At 45.9% G+C, this 19,098-nt stretch carries 14 protein-coding genes; 1 reads left to right on the top strand and 13 read right to left on the bottom strand.

Annotation, left to right across the window (positions count from 1 at the left end; translation table 11 throughout):
• Window positions 1-13: 13 nt before the first annotated feature.
• Window positions 14-2,743 (bottom strand): preprotein translocase subunit SecA, encoded by a 2,730-nt coding sequence (gene secA / locus OCU87_RS01990; RefSeq protein WP_062689666.1) that lies wholly within the window; start codon window positions 2,741-2,743, stop codon window positions 14-16.
• Between the two features lie 427 nt (window positions 2,744-3,170).
• Here secA and OCU87_RS01985 point away from each other — a divergent pair, with 427 nt between their 5' ends.
• Entirely contained in the window at window positions 3,171-3,632 is a 462-nt protein-coding gene (locus OCU87_RS01985; protein ID WP_062689664.1) for a DUF721 domain-containing protein, read from the top strand.
• 104 nt (window positions 3,633-3,736) lie between these two features.
• Here OCU87_RS01985 and lpxC read toward each other — a convergent pair whose 3' ends face one another.
• The 12 genes from lpxC to ftsI form a co-directional block, all read right to left on the bottom strand.
• Entirely contained in the window at window positions 3,737-4,654 is a 918-nt protein-coding gene (lpxC, locus tag OCU87_RS01980; protein ID WP_048899240.1) for a UDP-3-O-acyl-N-acetylglucosamine deacetylase, read from the bottom strand.
• A 112-nt stretch (window positions 4,655-4,766) separates the two neighbouring features.
• The gene (gene ftsZ / locus OCU87_RS01975; protein ID WP_094957103.1) at window positions 4,767-5,966 is read right to left on the bottom strand and encodes a cell division protein FtsZ; all 1,200 of its coding nucleotides are present in this window, start codon (window positions 5,964-5,966) and stop codon (window positions 4,767-4,769) included.
• Window positions 5,967-6,000: 34 nt separating this feature from the next.
• The gene (ftsA, locus tag OCU87_RS01970) at window positions 6,001-7,257 is read right to left on the bottom strand and encodes a cell division protein FtsA (RefSeq protein ID WP_062689662.1); all 1,257 of its coding nucleotides are present in this window, start codon (window positions 7,255-7,257) and stop codon (window positions 6,001-6,003) included.
• Window positions 7,258-7,269: 12 nt separating this feature from the next.
• Window positions 7,270-8,028 carry a cell division protein FtsQ/DivIB gene (locus tag OCU87_RS01965; protein WP_062689661.1) on the bottom strand — a complete coding sequence of 253 codons (759 nt, stop codon included), beginning with the start codon at window positions 8,026-8,028 and terminating at the stop codon, window positions 7,270-7,272.
• A gap of 220 nt (window positions 8,029-8,248) precedes the next feature.
• A complete protein-coding gene (gene murC / locus OCU87_RS01960; protein ID WP_062689659.1) occupies window positions 8,249-9,712 on the bottom strand; it encodes a UDP-N-acetylmuramate--L-alanine ligase in 1,464 nt (487 codons plus the stop codon).
• A gap of 14 nt (window positions 9,713-9,726) precedes the next feature.
• A complete protein-coding gene (murG, locus tag OCU87_RS01955) occupies window positions 9,727-10,797 on the bottom strand; it encodes an undecaprenyldiphospho-muramoylpentapeptide beta-N-acetylglucosaminyltransferase (protein WP_062689656.1) in 1,071 nt (356 codons plus the stop codon).
• Entirely contained in the window at window positions 10,797-12,008 is a 1,212-nt protein-coding gene (gene ftsW / locus OCU87_RS01950; RefSeq protein WP_062689655.1) for a cell division protein FtsW, read from the bottom strand. Before ftsW ends, murG begins: the two co-directional genes overlap by 1 nt.
• A complete protein-coding gene (gene murD / locus OCU87_RS01945) occupies window positions 12,002-13,366 on the bottom strand; it encodes a UDP-N-acetylmuramoyl-L-alanine--D-glutamate ligase (protein WP_261857740.1) in 1,365 nt (454 codons plus the stop codon). Before murD ends, ftsW begins: the two co-directional genes overlap by 7 nt.
• Window positions 13,367-14,449 carry a phospho-N-acetylmuramoyl-pentapeptide-transferase gene (gene mraY, locus OCU87_RS01940; protein ID WP_062689653.1) on the bottom strand — a complete coding sequence of 361 codons (1,083 nt, stop codon included), beginning with the start codon at window positions 14,447-14,449 and terminating at the stop codon, window positions 13,367-13,369.
• A complete protein-coding gene (gene murF / locus OCU87_RS01935) occupies window positions 14,449-15,825 on the bottom strand; it encodes a UDP-N-acetylmuramoyl-tripeptide--D-alanyl-D-alanine ligase (RefSeq protein ID WP_261857739.1) in 1,377 nt (458 codons plus the stop codon). The genes mraY and murF overlap by 1 nt, the downstream gene beginning before the upstream one ends.
• Window positions 15,822-17,342 carry a UDP-N-acetylmuramoyl-L-alanyl-D-glutamate--2,6-diaminopimelate ligase gene (gene murE, locus OCU87_RS01930; protein ID WP_261857738.1) on the bottom strand — a complete coding sequence of 507 codons (1,521 nt, stop codon included), beginning with the start codon at window positions 17,340-17,342 and terminating at the stop codon, window positions 15,822-15,824. Before murE ends, murF begins: the two co-directional genes overlap by 4 nt.
• Window positions 17,329-19,098 (bottom strand): peptidoglycan glycosyltransferase FtsI, encoded by a 1,770-nt coding sequence (ftsI, locus tag OCU87_RS01925; RefSeq protein WP_094957115.1) that lies wholly within the window; start codon window positions 19,096-19,098, stop codon window positions 17,329-17,331. Before ftsI ends, murE begins: the two co-directional genes overlap by 14 nt.

Genomic DNA, 19,098 nt, shown 5'->3' with positions numbered 1-19,098 from the left:
CATAGTTTATCAATTAATTGATTTTACCGTGACACTGTTTGTATTTTTTACCTGAACCACATGGGCAAGGCTCGTTACGGCCCACTTTACGCTCTTCACGCTGGAAAGTGCCCGCGCCTTCTTCATCACTCGTACTTTCATCTGCAATTTGATTTTCCGCATTTTGATGCTGGAATTGCTGACGACGAGCAAGCTCTTCAGCTTGTTGACGACGTTCTTCTTCAATACGATCAACATCTTCTTGCTGTTGAACACGTACACGGCTCAGAATCGCAATCACGTCCGATTTCAGGCTTTCAAGCATCTCTTCAAATAACTCAAAAGATTCACGCTTGTATTCTTGTTTCGGGTTTTTCTGGGCGTAACCACGTAGGTGGATACCTTGACGCAGATGATCCATCGCCGCCAAGTGTTCTTTCCACAACATATCGAGGTTTTGCAGCATTACCGTTTTCTCGAAGTTGCGTAGTACTGGCGCACCTACAACTTCTTCTTTCTGTTGGTAAATAGCAACAGCTTGCTCGATGATACGCTCACGTAACGCTTCTTCGTAAAGCTTCTCTTCGCTATCTAGCCATTCCTGAATAGGTAACGCTAGATCGAAGTCTGCTTTTAGACGCTCTTCAAGGCCTTGAATATCCCACATTTCTTCAAGTGATTGTGCTGGCACATATTGCTCAAAGACTGACGTTAGTACGTCATGGTGGTTTTGTGAAATCATGTCGCTGATATCTTCAGCATTCATTAATTCATCACGCAACTCATAAACCACTTTACGTTGATCATTGGCAACGTCATCAAACTCAAGCAATTGCTTACGAATATCGAAGTTACGGCCTTCAACTTTACGTTGTGCGTTCTCGATAGCCTTAGTCACCCAAGGGTGCTCGATCGCTTCGCCTTCTTCCATACCCAGTTTTTTCATCATGCCAGAAACACGATCTGAAGCGAAAATACGCATCAGGCCATCTTCCATCGACAAGTAGAAACGAGATGAGCCCGCATCACCTTGACGACCAGAACGACCGCGTAGCTGATTATCGATACGGCGAGATTCATGACGCTCAGTACCAATAATATGTAAACCGCCCGACGTAAGTACAGCATCGTGGCGTACTTTCCACTTCGCTTTAATGTCGGCAATTTGCGCTTCAGTTGGCTCTTCTATCTGCGCAAGTTCACTCTGCCAGTGACCGCCCAATACGATATCGGTACCACGACCTGCCATGTTAGTTGCGATAGTTACCGCACCTGACTGACCAGCATTCGCAACAATATCAGCTTCTTTTTCATGGAATTTAGCATTAAGCACTTCATGCTTGATGCCTTCTTTTTTCAATGCATTAGATAGCAGTTCTGATTTTTCAATCGAAACTGTACCAACCAACACTGGCTGACCTTTCTCTACGCGTTCTTTGATATCTTCAGCAATCGCGCCAAATTTTTCTTGCTCAGTCATGTAAACCAAATCACCCATGTCATCACGGATCATTGGCTTATTGGTTGGCATTACAACGGTTTCAAGGTTGTAGATTGACTTGAATTCGAATGCTTCAGTATCAGCCGTACCTGTCATACCAGACAGTTTTTCGTACAAGCGGAAGAAGTTCTGGAAAGTAATAGAAGCGAGAGTTTGGTTCTCGTTCTGAATTTTTGCACCTTCTTTTGCTTCAACAGCTTGATGCAAACCTTCAGACCAGCGACGACCCGGCATAGTACGGCCAGTATGCTCATCGACGATGATGACTTCATCATCTTTTACGATGTAATCAACATCACGTTCAAACAGCACATGAGCACGCAGAGCCGCGTTCACGTGGTGTAGCAAGCTAATGTTGGCAGGGGAGTAAAGCGTATCACCTTCTTCCATCAAGCCATTTTTTTGTAGTAGCTCTTCAACAAACTCTTGGCCTGTTTCAGTTAAATGCGCTTGCTTCGATTTTTCGTCGACTGTGTAGTGGCCGTCACCGCGGTACTCTTCACTGTCTTCTTTATCTTGCTTCACTAACAGAGGGATCAATGTATTGATCTTAGTGTAAAGCTCAGAGCTGTCTTCGGCTGGACCTGAAATAATCAATGGCGTACGCGCTTCATCGATTAAGATGGAATCCACTTCATCGACAACCGCAAAGAAACGCTCACGTTGAACACGATCTTCCGGACGGAATGCCATGTTGTCACGCAGGTAATCGAAACCAAACTCATTATTTGTACCGTAAAGTACATCCGCTTGGTACGCTTCTTTCTTCGCTTGAGGCGGCATGTTTGGCACGTTAACGCCAACAGTCATACCTAGGAATTCAAATAGTGCGCGGTTTGTTTCGGCATCACGTGCCGCTAGGTAATCATTCACTGTAACGATGTGAACGCCTTTACCCGTTAGAGCATTAAGGTAGGCTGGTAGTGTTGCTGTTAGCGTTTTACCTTCACCAGTGCGCATTTCTGCAATCTGGCAGTTGTTCAACACCATGCCACCAATGAGCTGAACATCAAAGTGACGCATACCGAATACACGTTTTGATGCTTCGCGAACAGTAGCAAATGCTTCTGGTAGTAGTTGGTCTAGATTTTCACCTTGTTCGATACGCTCACGGAACTCGACCGTCTTGGCCTTAAGCTCTTCATCTAACAGGCTGTCAAATTGAGGTTCTAATTTATTGATTTGATCGACGATTTTGCGCAAACGACGCAGAGTGCGGTCGTTACGGCTACCGATAATTTTTGTCAGTAGTTTTGATAACATGGTGATGCCGTTTCTCTAAGTTATGTAGATTCAGCGCAATAGGCCTCTGAATCAAAGGATCAGGTTGTCACAGGGATATCCTATCCCTACTCAACAGAGCCGTGCACAATGTGCAGCAAATAAGGCCAAGTTAATGCTTACTATTGGATATTGTGGCACTTTATTTCAGTTTCAAGGGGCACAGTCAAACAAAGTCATTCTATAGGTTAAACACCGAAGTAGATATCCCCACAAAACGAAAATATTAACCAAGCAAAGCCTTGATACTAGCGTCCCCGCCAACCCACTTGAATGATATAATAAGCCATAATACTTAAGTCGCCTATGGTTAAAGCTGGAGTCTAGTTTTTCATATGCGAAAATTAGGTGTCAGCCCACAATAGTGGCATTTATTCTATTATTAATAACGGATATTTAAGCGAGAGTTATGAGAGATCATCGCCCACAAACACCGGCTCACCTATTGGATGACTCCACACTTGGCAATATCCAGCAACGTGCCGTAGCACTGGCTAAATTAAATGAAGCCGTTAAACAGCACTTAAATTGTGCAGCCCATTGCCGTGTCAGTAATTACCGTCAGCAAACACTGATCATTGAAGTTTCATCGGCCAGTTGGTCAATGCGCCTAAACTTTGAAAGAAATAGTTTGATAAATAAGCTACGAGAGCATTTACTGCCACAGCTTATACAAATTGATATCAAGGTTAACCCCAACCTCGCCGCTGATGCTGAACGTAAACAACAAAAATTACCGGATATAGTACGAAAACCCATTACAGAAAAAGCTGCTGGTTATCTACTCTATACCGCTCAGCACGCACCAGATAAAGTAAAAGCTCGGTTAGAGCGCATTGCTGCATTAGCTAAACGTCGCCAGTCAGAATAATTTAAGCCGTGTTTAGCTATTAAAAATAATCACAAACAACAGATACAAAAACGCCAGACAATGTCTGGCGTTTTTAAATTCGTTCGATGAAAAGAATTAACGTATTACGCTAATACCATACCAGGCTGAGCCAAAGTAACGGGTGAATCTTTCTCATCTTGATAGGTTGTCCACTCGTAAGCTTCTTGATCAGCTAACACTGCACGCAATAGTTTATTGTTTAATGCGTGACCTGACTTATATGCAGCCATTTCACCCACAATATTGTGACCGCACATATAAAGGTCACCAATGGCATCCAATACTTTGTGTGTCACTAACTCGTTATCAAAGCGCAGACCGTCTTCATTAAGAATACGGTACTGGTCTAATACAATTGCGTTATCGAAACTACCGCCTAAACATAAGTTTTGCGATTGTAGGTATTCGATATCGTGCATGAAACCAAAAGTACGTGCACGACTAATGTCTTTTACGAATGATTGGCTAGAAAAATCTAACAATAAACGCTGCTGTTCAGAATCAATCGCAGGGTGATTGAATTCAATAGCGAAGTCTAAACGGAAACCGTTATATGGACGTAACTCTGCCCATTTATCGCCATCTTCTACGCGAACAGTTTTCTTGATACGTAAAAAGCGTTTTGGCGCATTCAACGTGTCGATACCTGCAGACTGTAGCAAGTAAATAAATGGGCTCGCACTGCCATCCATAATAGGAATTTCAGGCGCATCTACTTCGATAATCACATTATCGATACCCATACCTGCAAGCGCAGCGTTTAAGTGCTCAACGGTTGAGATACGTACGCCTTCGTCATTCACAAGGGCTGTACACAGCATAGTATCGCGCACCGAGTCTGCATTAGCAGGAAAATCCACTGGTGGATTTAAGTCAGTACGACGATAGATCACACCCGTATTCGCCGCAGCAGGGCGTAGAATAAGCGTGACTTTACGACCAGAGTGGAGACCCACACCAGTAGTTTGGACAATGCTTTTCAATGTACGTTGTCTGATCATCTAATTTCTCTCAACTTATGAAAGCCAAAAACACCCACTGCCCTATCACATAATAGGCAATGGGGGCTGATGTTACCACTCATCTGGTCATATCCCAAACAATTTACGTTGTTTAATCAGCTTGCTGACGTAAAAACGCAGGGATATCAAGGTAGTCATGTTCACTTTGCGGTGACGCTTTTGGCGCTGTAGCCGCAGAAGATGACGACGATGCTGGCGATTCAACAGAGTTGCTTTGCGTTAAAGGAGCCGCTTTAGGCTGTTCTTCAATCGCAGATACTGCAGCCTTCTCTTGTGAAGAGGCAACAGCAGGCGCAGGTTTAGAGGTTGTCACCAATGTAATATCTGGCTTACTTTCTTTACCAATACCTGTCGCAACAACAGTTACGCGTAGTTCGTCTGTCATTTCAGGATCAAGTGACGTACCGATAACAACGGTTGCGTTATCTGATGCGAATGCTTTCACTGTGTTACCCACAGTTTCAAACTCATCAAGACGCATATCCATGCCTGCTGTAATGTTAACAAGAACACCACGAGCACCAGCAAGATCAATATCTTCAAGTAGCGGGCTAGAAATAGCCATTTCAGCCGCTTCTTCAGCACGATCATCACCGACAGCCATACCACTACCCATCATTGCATGACCCATTTCCGACATCACTGTACGTACATCAGCGAAATCGACATTGATCATACCGGGGCGTGTAATTAGCTCAGCAATACCTTGAACCGCATTCTTAAGCACGTCATTTGCTTTCGCAAAAGCGTCCAGTAGCGTGATACCACGGCCAAGAACTTTCAGTAATTTCTCGTTTGGAATTGTGATAAGAGAATCGACGTGCTTAGAAAGCTCCTCGATGCCCTGCTCTGCAAATGCCATACGTTTCTTACCTTCGAAGCTAAATGGTTTAGTCACCACCGCTACTGTAAGAATACCCAGTTCTTTTGCCACTTCAGCAATGATTGGAGCCGCACCAGTACCAGTACCGCCACCCATACCTGCCGCAATGAAGATCATGTCTGAACCTTGCAGTTCATTCTTGATAGCTTCACGGTCTTCCAGCGCCGAATCACGACCTACTTGTGGGTTTGCACCCGCACCTAGACCTTTAGTGATATCGCCACCGATTTGAATCACAGTGCTTACACTCGATTTACGCAGTGCTTGTGCATCGGTATTAACGGTGATGAACTCAACACCTTCAATTGATTCACGAACCATGTGATCGACAGCATTACCGCCGCCGCCGCCAACGCCAATGACCTTGATTACCGCTTCGTCAGAGATTTCCATCATCGGTTCAAACATTTGTTCTCTCCGTTATTCCTGTTCGCATCAGGTTTTAAAATTCTTTTTTAAACCAGCCGCTCACTTTAGAAAATAAACCCGAAACTGAACGTTTTGGCTCTACTTCGCTATCGTTAAACGATTGATTATCCTTTCCGTAGTGCAGCAAACCCACTGCTGTCGCATAATGCGGTGCTTGCACATAATCTGTTAATCCACTTAGCTCAAGTGGTTGGCCAATTCGGACTTGGTTTTGGAACACACGTTCCGCACACTCATTAAGCCCTTCAATTTGTGCCGCGCCACCCGTTAAAACAATGCCTGCTGCTAAGTGGTGTTTTACGCCCGCATTACGCAATTGTTCTTGGATCTCTACTAGCCTCTGATTAACTAAACCTAATAATTCGCTATAGCGAGGTTCAATCACTTCCGCTAGGGTCTGGCTCTGCAAGCTACGCGATGGTCGGCCACCAACACTAGGTACATCAACCTTGGCGTCTTTGCTAACTAACTCGCTGAGTGCACAGCCATATTTAACTTTAATTTCTTCAGCATCACCCGGAGGTGTACCGAAAGCATAAGCAATGTCGCTGGTGACAACATTACCCGCATAAGGGATCACTTCTGCATGGCGTAAAGCACCGCCAGTCCAGAAAGCTATGTCCATAGTGCCGCCGCCAATATCGACTACGCAGACACCCAGTTCACGCTCATCTGCGGTTAATACCGCATGACTTGCCGCTAAACCGGAAAAGATCAGTTGATCCACTTTTAAGCCACAACGCTCTACCGCTTTAACAATGTTACGCGCCATATCGTTGTGACAGGTAATCAAATGAACACTCGCTTCCATCCGAACGCCAGATAAACCAACAGGATTTTTAATTCCCTCTTGATAATCAATAGCAAATTCCTGAGGAATTACATGTAAAGTTCGATGTTCATCGCTAATTTTTACTGATTTCGCCGTATGAATAACACTATCGACGTCATCTTGCGTTACCTCTTTGTCAGAAATAGGCACCATGCCTTTTTCTGTCTGGCAACGAATATGTTTGCCAGATAGCGACAAGTAGACTGAATCAATTTCACAATCTGCCATCAAAGCCGCTTTATCGACAGCGCGCTGAACAGACTTAACGACAGATTCAAGATCATTGACTCCGCCTTTGTCCATACCGCGAGACGGGCTGCTACCAACACCAATAACGTTGACATTACTGTCTGGCAGCACTTCCCCAACCAAAGCACAAACTTTGGAAGTACCGATATCAAGGCCAACTATGAGTTTTTTATCTGTTGCCTTAGTCATTCGCGCACGCTCTTATTCTTTCGGTATCGTTTTCCAGCCTACAGCCGCACCAATATCGTACCGTAAATCTACGTACTCTATTGCTTTACCCTGCATTTCTATCTCAGGGTATAAGCTAATGAAACGTTCTAAACGCTCCATTCGTGTTTTTCGACCTAGCTCTAACCGAATACCATTAGTTAACTCAACACGCCAAGCTCGGCGTTCATTTAAGATAAGCGTATCAATTTCAAAGCCCGCAAGCTGTAACCTTGGTTGCATTTCATCCAATGCAGCTAAGAGTTGCTGGCTACTGCCATCAGGTCCAGATAAGTGCACTAATGCTAAGTCAGCTACCTGATTGGCATCAGCATAAAACACCTCACCGTTCATATTGACCAGATTATCCTGATTCCAAATGGCTGCAGGTTGATGTTCTAGCAAATAAACCTTTACCGTTTCTGGCCACTGCTTTCGCACTGACGCATGGGCAACCCAAGGTAGAGATTCCAAAGCACTTTGCAGACTTTCAATATCTTGGGTCATAAATGTACCCAAATGGTCGAGCTGCAAAATGGCTTGCCGAACATCATTGGTGGTTAAATGCTTTAACTCACCTTGGATGATGAGCTGCGAAAGCGGGAGACGATTAGCATCTGTCATCCAGCTCAATGCAGCACTCAGCAACCATGCAATAAACACGATAACGGCAATAAAAAAAGCGACGCCCCCTAAATGCTTAGTGGGTAGCGGCGAAGCTAAAAATACGCTTTTTTTGACTACGTCCGTCATTTCGCCAAAAACCTTACCTATTAATGTGTAGACCTATGCTCGACACGCTAATTCAACTTGAATAAATGATTTTTGAGCAAAGTTGGTCGATTATACCGACCAAGCCGTAACTCTCCAACATTTGTTGGTTAATTTAATGCCGACTCTGAGTTCATATCTATTTCAATGATGAAAACTTTGCAATAAAAAGGTCTACATTCTCAGTTATATGCGCTAAAAATCACGCTTCACGCATGGTTGCAACATTTAGCTGCATTTCTGCTAGTTGGCGGGCTACTTTACCCACATCACCAGCACCTTGCGTCAGCACCAAGTCATCTTCAGCAATAATATTTGCTAAAGCGGCAGGTAGCGCCTCAATAGTTGGAACAAAAATAGGGTCTATTTTGCCTCGACCACGGATTGTTCTACACAGTGCGCGGCCGTCAGCCCCTGCAATCGGCGTTTCACCAGCAGAGTAAACATCTAACATCACCAATACATCAACTTGCTCAAGCACATTCGCAAAATCTTCGTACAAATCGCGGGTGCGGCTATAACGATGCGGTTGGAAGATCATCACTAAGCGCTTATCTTCCCAACCGGCGCGAGCTGCCTGAATAGTGACATCAACTTCGCTTGGATGATGACCGTAATCATCGACTAGCATCACCTTGCCATTCCCGCTCTCGAACTCACCTAAGTGATCAAAACGACGACCAGTGCCTTGGAATTCAACTAATGCGCGAATAATCGCACTATCATCAACGCCTTCTTCTGTCGCAACAGCAACTGCAGCCGTCGCATTCAAGGCATTGTGTTTACCAGGAACATTCAAGGTAATATCAAGACTCGGTTTGCCTTGGCGTGCAATCGTAAAATGCCCTTGTTGGCCTGTTTGACGATAATTCAGTAGACGCACATCGGCATCGTCAGCAAAACCATAGGTAATCACTTGGCGACCAATACGTGGCAATAATTCACGTACCACAGGATCATCGATACACACTACGGCCAAGCCATAAAACGGTAAATTATGCAGGAAGTCGATAAACGTCTGTTTTAAGACTTCAAAATCACCGCCATACGTTTCCATATGATCAGCTTCAATATTAGTGACAACACTCACCATTGGCTGCAGGTGCAAGAAAGAAGCATCACTTTCATCCGCTTCTGCTATCAAGTAACGGCTGCAACCTAAACGTGCATTCGTTCCTGCACTTTTCACTAATCCACCGTTAACAAACGTTGGATCTAATCCTGCTTCTGAATAAATCTGCGTCACTAGCGCTGTCGTGGTCGTTTTACCATGCGTACCTGCAATCGCAATGCCATGACGGTAACGCATAAGTTCAGCTAACATTTCTGCGCGGCGAACCACTGGGATACGTGACTCACGTGCAGCAACCAATTCAGGGTTATCTTGCGAAATAGCCGTTGATACAACGACAACACTGGCTCCCTGAACGTTTTCTGGGCGGTGACCAAAGAAAATTTCAGCACCTTTACTTTCAAGGCTGTTTGTCACGGCATTGGGGGCAATGTCAGAACCACTAATCCGGTAGCCTTCATTAACCAAAACTTCCGCAATACCACTCATGCCAGCTCCGCCGATACCGACAAAGTGAATACGCTCTACACGACGCATTTCAGGCACCATGGTTCTAATTTTGGCTAATTGTTCGTTATCCAATTTGTTGTTCATCACTGTTTCTCGTTCTAGTTTTTTGCTAGCGATTTAATTACATCTGCAACGCGAACATCGGCGTCGAGGATCGCAGCTTCTCGAGCAGCCTGTGCCATTGATAGCAGGGCTGGACGGTCAAGTTTTTGAAGTTGTTGTGCTAATTTCACAGCAGTTAAATCTGGCTGTTCAATCATTAATGCAGCGCCCGCTTGCACCAAATGATCGGCATTCAATGCTTGCTGCCGATCTTTATGCATAAACGGGACAAAAATAGCGGCGACACCAGCGGCAGATAACTCTGATACAGTCAGTGCACCTGAACGACACACAACGACATCAGCCCACTCATATGCAGTGGCGACATCATCAATAAATTCGGTCACTTTCACACCGGCTGACGCTTCAGGTTGTGCTTGGTAGGCCAGCTCGGTCTCAGCTTGTGCCCCTTTACCTGCTTGGTGCCACACTGTGATATTTTCACCGAGTAACCCCGCCACTTCAGGCATAGTCTGATTCAGAATACGAGCGCCTTGGCTACCGCCCATGACCAACACACGGATAGGACCACTGCGTTGGGCAAAACGTTCCATTGGTTGTGGTAGCTCAGTCACATCTTGGCGAACAGGGTTACCAACAACCTCTTGATTTGTAAATGCTCCAGGAAATGCCTGTAAGACACGACGGGCAATTTTAGATAGCCATTGATTAGTTAACCCTGCGACTGCATTTTGTTCATGCAATACCACAGGAATACCACTCAGCCATGCAGCAACGCCACCAGGACCGCTCACATAGCCACCCATGCCAAGAACGACGTCCGGTTGCCATGCTTTAATATGTGCACGTGCTTGTTTGATTGCACCTAGGATTTTAAATGGTGCAGCTAACAGCCTAACGATACCTTGGCCTCTTAGCCCTTTGACTTTAATAAAATCAATTTCGATACCGTGCTTTGGCACTAGTTCCGCTTCCATTCTATCAGCGGTACCCAGCCAACGGATGTCCCATCCTTGCTGCTGTAATTGTTTCGCTACCGCAAGGCCTGGAAAAACATGTCCCCCAGTACCACCCGCCATAACAAGTAATCGTTTATTTTTTGTCATTAATCTTTTTCAACACTATTTTCTTCTGGTTCCGATTCGGTGGGATGATATTTAGCATGAAGCCGCTGTTCGTAATCAATGCGGATCAAAATCGCAACCGCCGTCGCCATAATAAATAAACTGGAGCCACCATAACTGATCAGTGGCAAGGTCAACCCTTTGGTTGGCACAATTCCCGCAGCAGCACCAACATTGACTAACGTCTGGAAAGCAAACCAAATGCCTATACCAAATGCGAGGAAACCACCAAATAGCTGCTCGCTTTGCAATGATTTACGACCAATCAATAAGGCTTTAAACACCAAAGCGAAAATCAGCACTAATACACTCACAACACCGATTAATCCGAGTTCTTCTGCGAGTACCGCAAAAACAAAATCGGTATGCGCTTCGGGTAAATATTCTAGCTTTTGGATTGAATTACCCAACCCTTGCCCTAGCCAATCACCGCGACCAAATGCCATTAATGACTGTGTAAGTTGGTAACCACTACCAAAAGGATCATCCCATGGGTCGAGAAAGGATGTCACCCGCCGCATACGATAAGGCTCAAAGACAATCAGTATAACGATGCCAAATATCGCGACCGCTATCATAGCGAGGAATTGCCATAATTGGGCACCTGCAATAAATAACATGCCTACCGTGGTCACAAACATCACAACAAATGACCCTAAATCGGGTTGTTGTAGCAATAGAACAGCTAATGCCACCAGCACAGCTAACGGTTTAGCAAAACCAAGAAAGCTTGCACGTACCTGTGTATATTGACGAACCAAATAACCCGCTAAAAAGATAAACAAAGAAAGCTTTGCCACTTCTGCTGGCTGTAAGTTAAAGATGCCCAATGGGATCCAACGCGCCGCACCGTTCACCGAGCGACCAATACCCAGCACGACAATAAGTAAAAAGACCGACACCAATAGCATGGGCACGCTTAATTGCTGCCAACGAGACAGCGGGACTTGCACCATGATGCCTATGATAAAAATAGAACAGCAGAGGAAAAAAGCATGGCGAAGAGCAAAGTAAAATGGGATCCCCGTTAAACGGGTTGCAATAGGCACAGAGGCCGATGTCACGATCACCAACCCAATCACCATCAAGGCTAATGCTATCCACACTAACTGGCGATCGTATAACGAAGGACTGGATGGCTTAGTAAACCATTCAGTGACGGATGTCATTCCTTCCTTGGTCTGTCTTAGCATTCATTCGCTCCTGCGACTTGATGCTGTAACTCTTGCGCTAAAGTGACAAAAGTATCACCTCGCGTCATAAAATTTGGAAATTGGTCAAAACTCGCACAGGCAGGAGAGAGCATAATCATGTCACCTGATTGCGCCGTTACCGCTGCTAAAGCCATTGCTTGTGCCATCGTTTCGACACAAATTGGCGATTCAACCAAAGATGAAAATTGGTTGCCATCACGGCCGTAGCAATACAACTGAACATTTAGCGCCGCCAATACTGGCTGCAATTCAGAAAAATCCGCCCCTTTGCCATCTCCGCCGACCAGCAGGTGAAGCTTACCTTCAAGGCTGAGCCCTTTAAGTGCCGCTAAAGTACTCGCCACGTTAGTTGCTTTTGAATCATTCACCCATTTTACGCCATGCTGTTGCACCACAAGTTGGCAACGGTGCACTAAGCCCGTATAGCGGCGTAAAGCACGGCATGCTGCGGTATGGTCAATATTTACGGCATCAGCAAGTGCCAACGCTGCAAGGCTATTCGCCACATTATGACGACCAACCAATGCAATTTCGTTAGCTGGCATGAGCGGCTGTTGATCGACAGCCAGGAACTCTTGACCGTTTTGTTCAATCAAGCCATAAGCTTGGCAATCAAAGCCAAAACTGGTTTCTGGCGCATCAAACCCAAAAGAAGCCGCTGGACGTGTCGCCAGATCATCACGGTTATACACGATTAATTCAGCATGCTCGAAAATACGCATTTTCGCCGCGCTGTAATCCGCTAAACCGTGGTAACGATCCATATGATCTTCAGATAGGTTTAAGTAAGTGGCCGCTTTCAGTTTTAGGGAAGAGGTTGTCTCAAGTTGAAAGCTTGATAATTCGAGTACGTACACATCGTGGTCATTGGCCAGCATATCTAATGCAGCGAAGCCAATATTACCGCCCACTCCGACATCGATATTGGCCTCTTTCGCCATCTCACCGACAAGGCTAGTCACGGTACTCTTACCGTTGGACCCAGTGATCGCCACGACTGGCTTGGTAACTGCACGCGCGAATAGTTCGATATCGCCCACAATTTCAATACCAGCTTCAGCGGCTTGCTGAAGCTCTGGGGTTGCCAGTGCAATGCCTGGACTCGCAACTATCATATCAGCCGCGAGTAACCACGCCATATTCCACTCTCCGCAGCACAGCTCAACACTGCTCGGGAGCGATTCCTGGCCCGGTGGAGTCGCACGTGTATCAATGACTTTAATCTCTAAATTCAGATCATAAGCCAAAGACTGTCGCACGAGGTGATGAACAACAGAAAGTCCTGTCATTCCTAACCCAATCACTACAACGCGTTTTACCCCACCTAAGCCATTCATTTAACGTACCTTCAATGTCGCAAGAGCAATTAACACTAGCATCATAGTAATGATCCAAAAACGCACGATAACACGAGGTTCTGGCCAACCTTTTAATTCGTAATGGTGATGAATCGGCGCCATTCGGAAAATACGCTGTCCGCGAAGTTTGTACGAGCCCACTTGTAAGATAACGGAGACCGTTTCCATTACAAATACACCGCCCATGATCACAAGTAGCAACTCTTGGCGAACTAAGACCGCAATAGTGCCCAGTGCGCCACCGAGTGCTAGTGAACCTACATCGCCCATAAACACTTGAGCTGGGTAAGTATTAAACCAAAGGAAACCAAGTCCAGCACCGACAATGGCGGTACAGACAATAACGAGCTCACTCGCGTTACTTAAATAAGGAATATGCAGGTAGTTAGCAAAATTCACATTACCCGTTGCCCACGCAATAAATGCCATGCCCGATGCCACCATGACCGTTGGCATAATGGCCAAGCCATCAAGGCCATCGGTTAAGTTAACCGCATTACTGGTACCGACAATCACAAAATAGGTAAATACGATGTAGAACAGGCCCAGTTGCGGCATCACATCTTTAAAGAAAGGCACAACAAGTTGAGTCGCCGCTGTATCTTTGCCATACATATACAAGGCAAATGCGACCCCCAGAGCAATGACTGACTGCCAGAAGTACTTCCAGCGCGCAACCAAGCCATCGGTATTCTTACGCACGACTTTACGGTAATCATCCACAAAACCCACTACGCCATAGCCCAGCATCACGACTAACACCGCCCATACATAGGGGTTTGATAAATCAGCCCAAAGCAAAACCGTAATGGTAATTGCAGCCAAAATCATGAGGCCGCCCATTGTAGGCGTACCTCGTTTACTAAAGTGAGATTCAGGACCTTCGTTACGTACCACTTGGCCAATTTGCAACATTTGTAAACGTGCAATCAGACGTGGGCCCATCCATAACGAGATAACTAAAGCAGTAAGTACGCTAACAATAGCGCGGAACGTCAAATATTCGAAAAGACGAAAAAATGGGAACGTAGACTGAAGTGCATCGGCTAACCAGTAAATCATTATTTATTTTCCTGCAGTGCGACAATCACATCTTCCATGCGGGAGCTGCGTGCTCCTTTTGCCAACACTGTAACCTCTTGGTGTTGTTTAAGTTCTTGATCTAATTGTGTCATCAATGTCGCAATCAGTGTTTGTTTATCATCAAAGTGTTGCCCTTGATTCAGCTCACTCACTACGGCACTCGTACGGCCATATGTGAAGACGCCATCAAGCAATTTGTCTTTTGCGTACTCGCCAACTTCACGATGAAGTAATGCACTTTCTTCGCCAAGTTCAGCCATATCACCCAGCACAAACCAACGTTGACCAGCAAATGACGCAAGTAAATCAATGGCAGCTTTCACCGATGCCACGCTAGCATTATAAGTGTCATCGATAAGACGAAGTCCAGCCTGCGGTTGAGTGATATCAACCCGCCCTTTTACGTTTACCACTTGACCAAGGCCACGAATGACATCATCCAAAGACGCGCCAAGCGTATAACTCAGAGCCGCAGCAGCGAGGGCGTTCGATACATTATGCACACCGGCAAGTGTCAATATGACCGAACCCATTCCTTCGGGGGTACGCATTGTAAAACAAGCGCGACCGTCAGAGTTAACAATTATGTCATTTGCGAAAAAATCAGCGTCAGGATTGGATGCAGAGAAAGTTAAAATGCGCTGTTCCGTCAAATTTTCACGCCAATTAGGCAGATCATTTGAATCAAGATTAACAATGGCGATACCACCAGCAGGTAAACCCTCGAAAATTTCACCTTTCGCTTTAGCTACGCCAGCCAATGAGCCAAAACCTTCTAAGTGCGCAGCGGCTAAGTTATTCACTAACGCCGTTTGGGGTTTAACCAGGTTCGTTGTATAAGCAATTTCATTTTGATGATTCGCACCCAGTTCAATCACCGCATAATCGTGATCTGAGGTTAAACGTAACAACGTTAGAGGGACACCAATATCATTATTGAAATTACCCGCCGTGGCTAACACCTTGCCTTTTAGGCCAAGAATTGCCGCCACCATTTCTTTCACCGTGGTCTTACCGCAACTACCTGTTAACGCAACGGTTTTAAGTCCGTTTGTTTGCGTCAGCGTTTTTGCAACCCAAGCACCGAGTTGACCCAGTGCTAATCGAGTATCAGACACCACTAGCTGTGGAATATCAATTGGTAAGTAACAACTAACCAGTAAAGCTTTCGCGCCGCTATCAACTGCCGTCTGACAAAAGTCATGCGCATCAAATCGCTCACCTTTCAATGCGACAAATAAAGCGTTGCAATCGATCTGGCGAGTATCTGTTGATACTGAGGTGATGCGGATATCATCACCCATTAATGTGGCATCTAACTCATCGGCTAGATGAGACAATTGCACGTCAATCATGCATGCGTCTCCAATAAGGTTTGAACCGTTTCACGGTCAGAATAGTGGATCGTTTGATCAGCTAGAATTTGGTAATCTTCATGACCTTTCCCAGCCACTAAAACAATGTCTTGTTCGCTAGCGTGCAGCATTGCATATTGGCAAGCACTGAATCGGTCGTGGATCACTGATGCTTGATTTGCATTCACCAACCCAGCTTTCATATCCAGCATGATCTGCTCTGGATCTTCACTGCGCGGGTTATCATCAGTTAAGATAATATGATCAGCTTGCTGCTCTGCAATTGCCGCCATCATTGGACGTTTGCCGGTATCTCGATCACCGCCACAACCAAAAATACACCATAGCTTACCGTCACAATGTACTTGTAATGCCTGCAAAGCTTTTTCTAGCGCATCTGGCGTATGAGCATAATCCACCACCATCATAGGTTTGTCAGCTTTTTGAAAAACTTCCATTCGCCCTATCACGGCGTTTAACTTTGGTGCGGTCGCAATAAGCTGAGCGATATCATGCCCTGTCGCCAGTAGCGTCGCTAACGCCAACATAATATTCATGACATTAAACGAACCAACCAATGGCGCAGTAAACGTCCCAGCTCCCCATGATGAATCAACACTCAGCGTGACACCTTGAGTACTGTACGTCACCGCGGTTAACCACAATGCGGGCCCTTGATGCTCAGCAGCAACGCTCGCTTGTGTTGTCACCGCAACAGCATCAGGTAAGGTCATTAGCCATTGGCGCCCAACTTCGTCATCCATATTAATGACAGCAACACCTGCGTGATGTTCAGTAAAGAGGGTTTGTTTAGCCGCTGCGTAATTGGCCATGTCACCGTGGTAATCTAGGTGATCTCGACTCAAGTTGGTAAAAATACTGGCTGCAAAATGCAGTGCTTTAACACGCCCTTGCACTAACCCGTGCGACGAGACTTCCATCGCAGCAAAAGACGCCCCCTGCTGGTATAAATCAGCCAGTACATGTTGAATTTCAATCGCACTGCCAGTGGTATTTGCTGCAGGTATTAGATTGCTCAGCAAACCGTTACCTGTAGTGCCCATAACGCCAGCACGGTAACCGACCAGCTCTGCCCACTGTGCCAGAATTTGGCTAATCGTTGTTTTGCCATTGGTGCCCGTCACCGCCACCAGTTTTAGCTGCTCATCCGGTTGCTGATAAAAAACCTTGGCGATGGCAGATAGATGTAGGTTCAGTTGCGAAAAATAGATAATTGGCACACAGTGCTGTAGGCGTACCTCTCCGTGTAAAGCCTCGCCCTCAGCTTCAGCCAACACCGCAATGGCACCTTGCTCTATCGCTTTATCGATAAAGCGACGACCATCGATCTGATGACCTTTAACAGCAGCAAACAAGCTACCACTGTTAACATCACGACTGTCTAACGTAAATGATGACGGTGCTAATGCGCTTATTTCATCGCTCAATATTGTTGCTACTGACAACCAAGGTGCCAGTAAGCATCCGATAGTTTTGTTCTGATTATGTATCGGCATTCGAGGTGCCTCTGTTATGGACAACATTTAACTTTTCGCCAGAACCCGCGTCTGGCGGCACATTCAAAATTTGCAGTGCACTTCCCATCACATCTGCAAATATCGGCGCCGCAATTGCGCCGCCATAATATTGATCACCCTGAGGCTCATTTACGACGACAACCATAGCAATACGCGGATTACTGATAGGCGCAAGACCCGCCGTCATCGCAATGTATTCATCACTGTATCCGCCAGCGGCAGCAACTTTTGCGGTCCCCGTTTTGGCACCCACGCGGTAACCAGGTACCGCAGCACGTTTAGCACTGCCTTCTTTCCCCGTTACCATTTCAAGCATTTTTAGTAACTTACGCGTATTCTCAACAGACACCACTTGGCGCCCAGGAATAACATCATCCGTTTTTAGGATGGAGAGCGGACGGCTCACACCTAGCGCACCCAAGGTTGCGTAAGCACGTACTAACTGAATGGGTGTAACCGAAATACCGTAGCCAAAAGCTAAGGTAGCACGTTCAAAATCGGACCAACGACGGCGATCTGGGAAGAAACCTTGTGATTCGCCAATCAGGTTAATGCCTGACGGGTCTCCCATACCAACACTGCTATACATACCGAGCAAGGCTTCAACAGGCATAGCTAGTGATAGTTTACTGACACCAATGTTACTGGATTTTTGTAAGATACGGGCTAAGTTGGCTTTACCGACTTTTGATACGTCACGCACTCGACTTCCACCGACCTGCATAATGCCATTGCCAGTATCAATAATCGTGTTTTCATCAGCGACACCATTTTCGAGTGCCGTTAGCACCACAAAAGGTTTAATGGTTGAGCCTGGCTCCATCGCATCAGTAATGACCCGATTACGCATTCGAAAACTTTGCAAACCATCACGGTTATTAGGGTTATAAGAGGGGGCATTCACCATGGCCAGCACTTCACCAGTCCGAACGTCAACCATCACCACACTGGCAGACGTGGCACGGTAATCGACAACCGCTTGTTTTACGGCGCGGTATGCCATGGCTTGCAAACGCTGATCGATACTCAGTTCTAGCGGTTTACCTGGCTCTCGCTGTTTAAGCGAAATATTTTCAACTACGCGGCCATAGCGATCTTTTCGCACCGTTTTACGCCCGGGTTCACCAGTTAACCAACCATCATAGGTACGTTCAACGCCTTCTAAACCGTGGCTATCAATGCCCGTCATACCAATTAAATGCGCACTCACTTCACCAGCAGGGTAAAAACGGCGGGATTCGTCTTTTAGGCCTACGCCAGCAAGCTTGAGCTTACTCACATACGCCGCCATAGCAGGACTAACCTGACGGGCTAAATAAATAAAACGACGCTTTTGATTTTTTTCAATTCGCTTAACTAACTTTTGGCGATCAAGGCCTAAGACATCAGCAAGCGCATGCCAGCGGGCCTGTTCGACCATGCCACCATGCTTATAAATTTGAACAGGATCGGCCCATACCGCCTGTACAGGTACACTCACGGCAAGCTGCTCACCGTTACGATCAGAAATAATACCGCGCGCTGACGGGAGTGCTTTCACGCGAAGTGAACGCAAATCGCCTTCTTGGATAAGTTTGCCCGGCTCTAACACTTGAATATAAGCCGCACGACCGATCAATAGACCTAAGGCTAAAATAACGCAGCCGCAAATAAGATTAAAACGCCACGGTATGAATACGGGAGGCGCTTTAACACGGCGTTGATTGGTGGTTTTAGTTCGTTTGAAGATATTCAT

This window comes from Photobacterium sanguinicancri (genome assembly GCF_024346675.1).
GTDB lineage: Bacteria > Pseudomonadota > Gammaproteobacteria > Enterobacterales > Vibrionaceae > Photobacterium > Photobacterium sanguinicancri.
This window is presented reverse-complemented; position numbering and strand designations above follow the sequence as displayed.

Coding starts and splice junctions, on each gene's coding strand:
- ftsZ (WP_094957103.1), bottom strand. CDS start 5,966: ATGTTTGAACCGATGATGGAAATCTCTGACGAAGCGGTAATCAAGGTC.
- murC (WP_062689659.1), bottom strand. CDS start 9,712: ATGAACAACAAATTGGATAACGAACAATTAGCCAAAATTAGAACCATG.
- murG (WP_062689656.1), bottom strand. CDS start 10,797: ATGACAAAAAATAAACGATTACTTGTTATGGCGGGTGGTACTGGGGGA.
- ftsA (WP_062689662.1), bottom strand. CDS start 7,257: ATGACTAAGGCAACAGATAAAAAACTCATAGTTGGCCTTGATATCGGT.
- murD (WP_261857740.1), bottom strand. CDS start 13,366: ATGAATGGCTTAGGTGGGGTAAAACGCGTTGTAGTGATTGGGTTAGGA.
- lpxC (WP_048899240.1), bottom strand. CDS start 4,654: ATGATCAGACAACGTACATTGAAAAGCATTGTCCAAACTACTGGTGTG.
- murF (WP_261857739.1), bottom strand. CDS start 15,825: ATGATTGACGTGCAATTGTCTCATCTAGCCGATGAGTTAGATGCCACA.
- ftsW (WP_062689655.1), bottom strand. CDS start 12,008: ATGCTAAGACAGACCAAGGAAGGAATGACATCCGTCACTGAATGGTTT.
- OCU87_RS01965 (WP_062689661.1), bottom strand. CDS start 8,028: ATGACGGACGTAGTCAAAAAAAGCGTATTTTTAGCTTCGCCGCTACCC.
- mraY (WP_062689653.1), bottom strand. CDS start 14,449: ATGATTTACTGGTTAGCCGATGCACTTCAGTCTACGTTCCCATTTTTT.
- ftsI (WP_094957115.1), bottom strand. CDS start 19,098: ATGAATATCTTCAAACGAACTAAAACCACCAATCAACGCCGTGTTAAA.
- OCU87_RS01985 (WP_062689664.1), top strand. CDS start 3,171: ATGAGAGATCATCGCCCACAAACACCGGCTCACCTATTGGATGACTCC.
- murE (WP_261857738.1), bottom strand. CDS start 17,342: ATGCCGATACATAATCAGAACAAAACTATCGGATGCTTACTGGCACCT.
- secA (WP_062689666.1), bottom strand. CDS start 2,743: ATGTTATCAAAACTACTGACAAAAATTATCGGTAGCCGTAACGACCGC.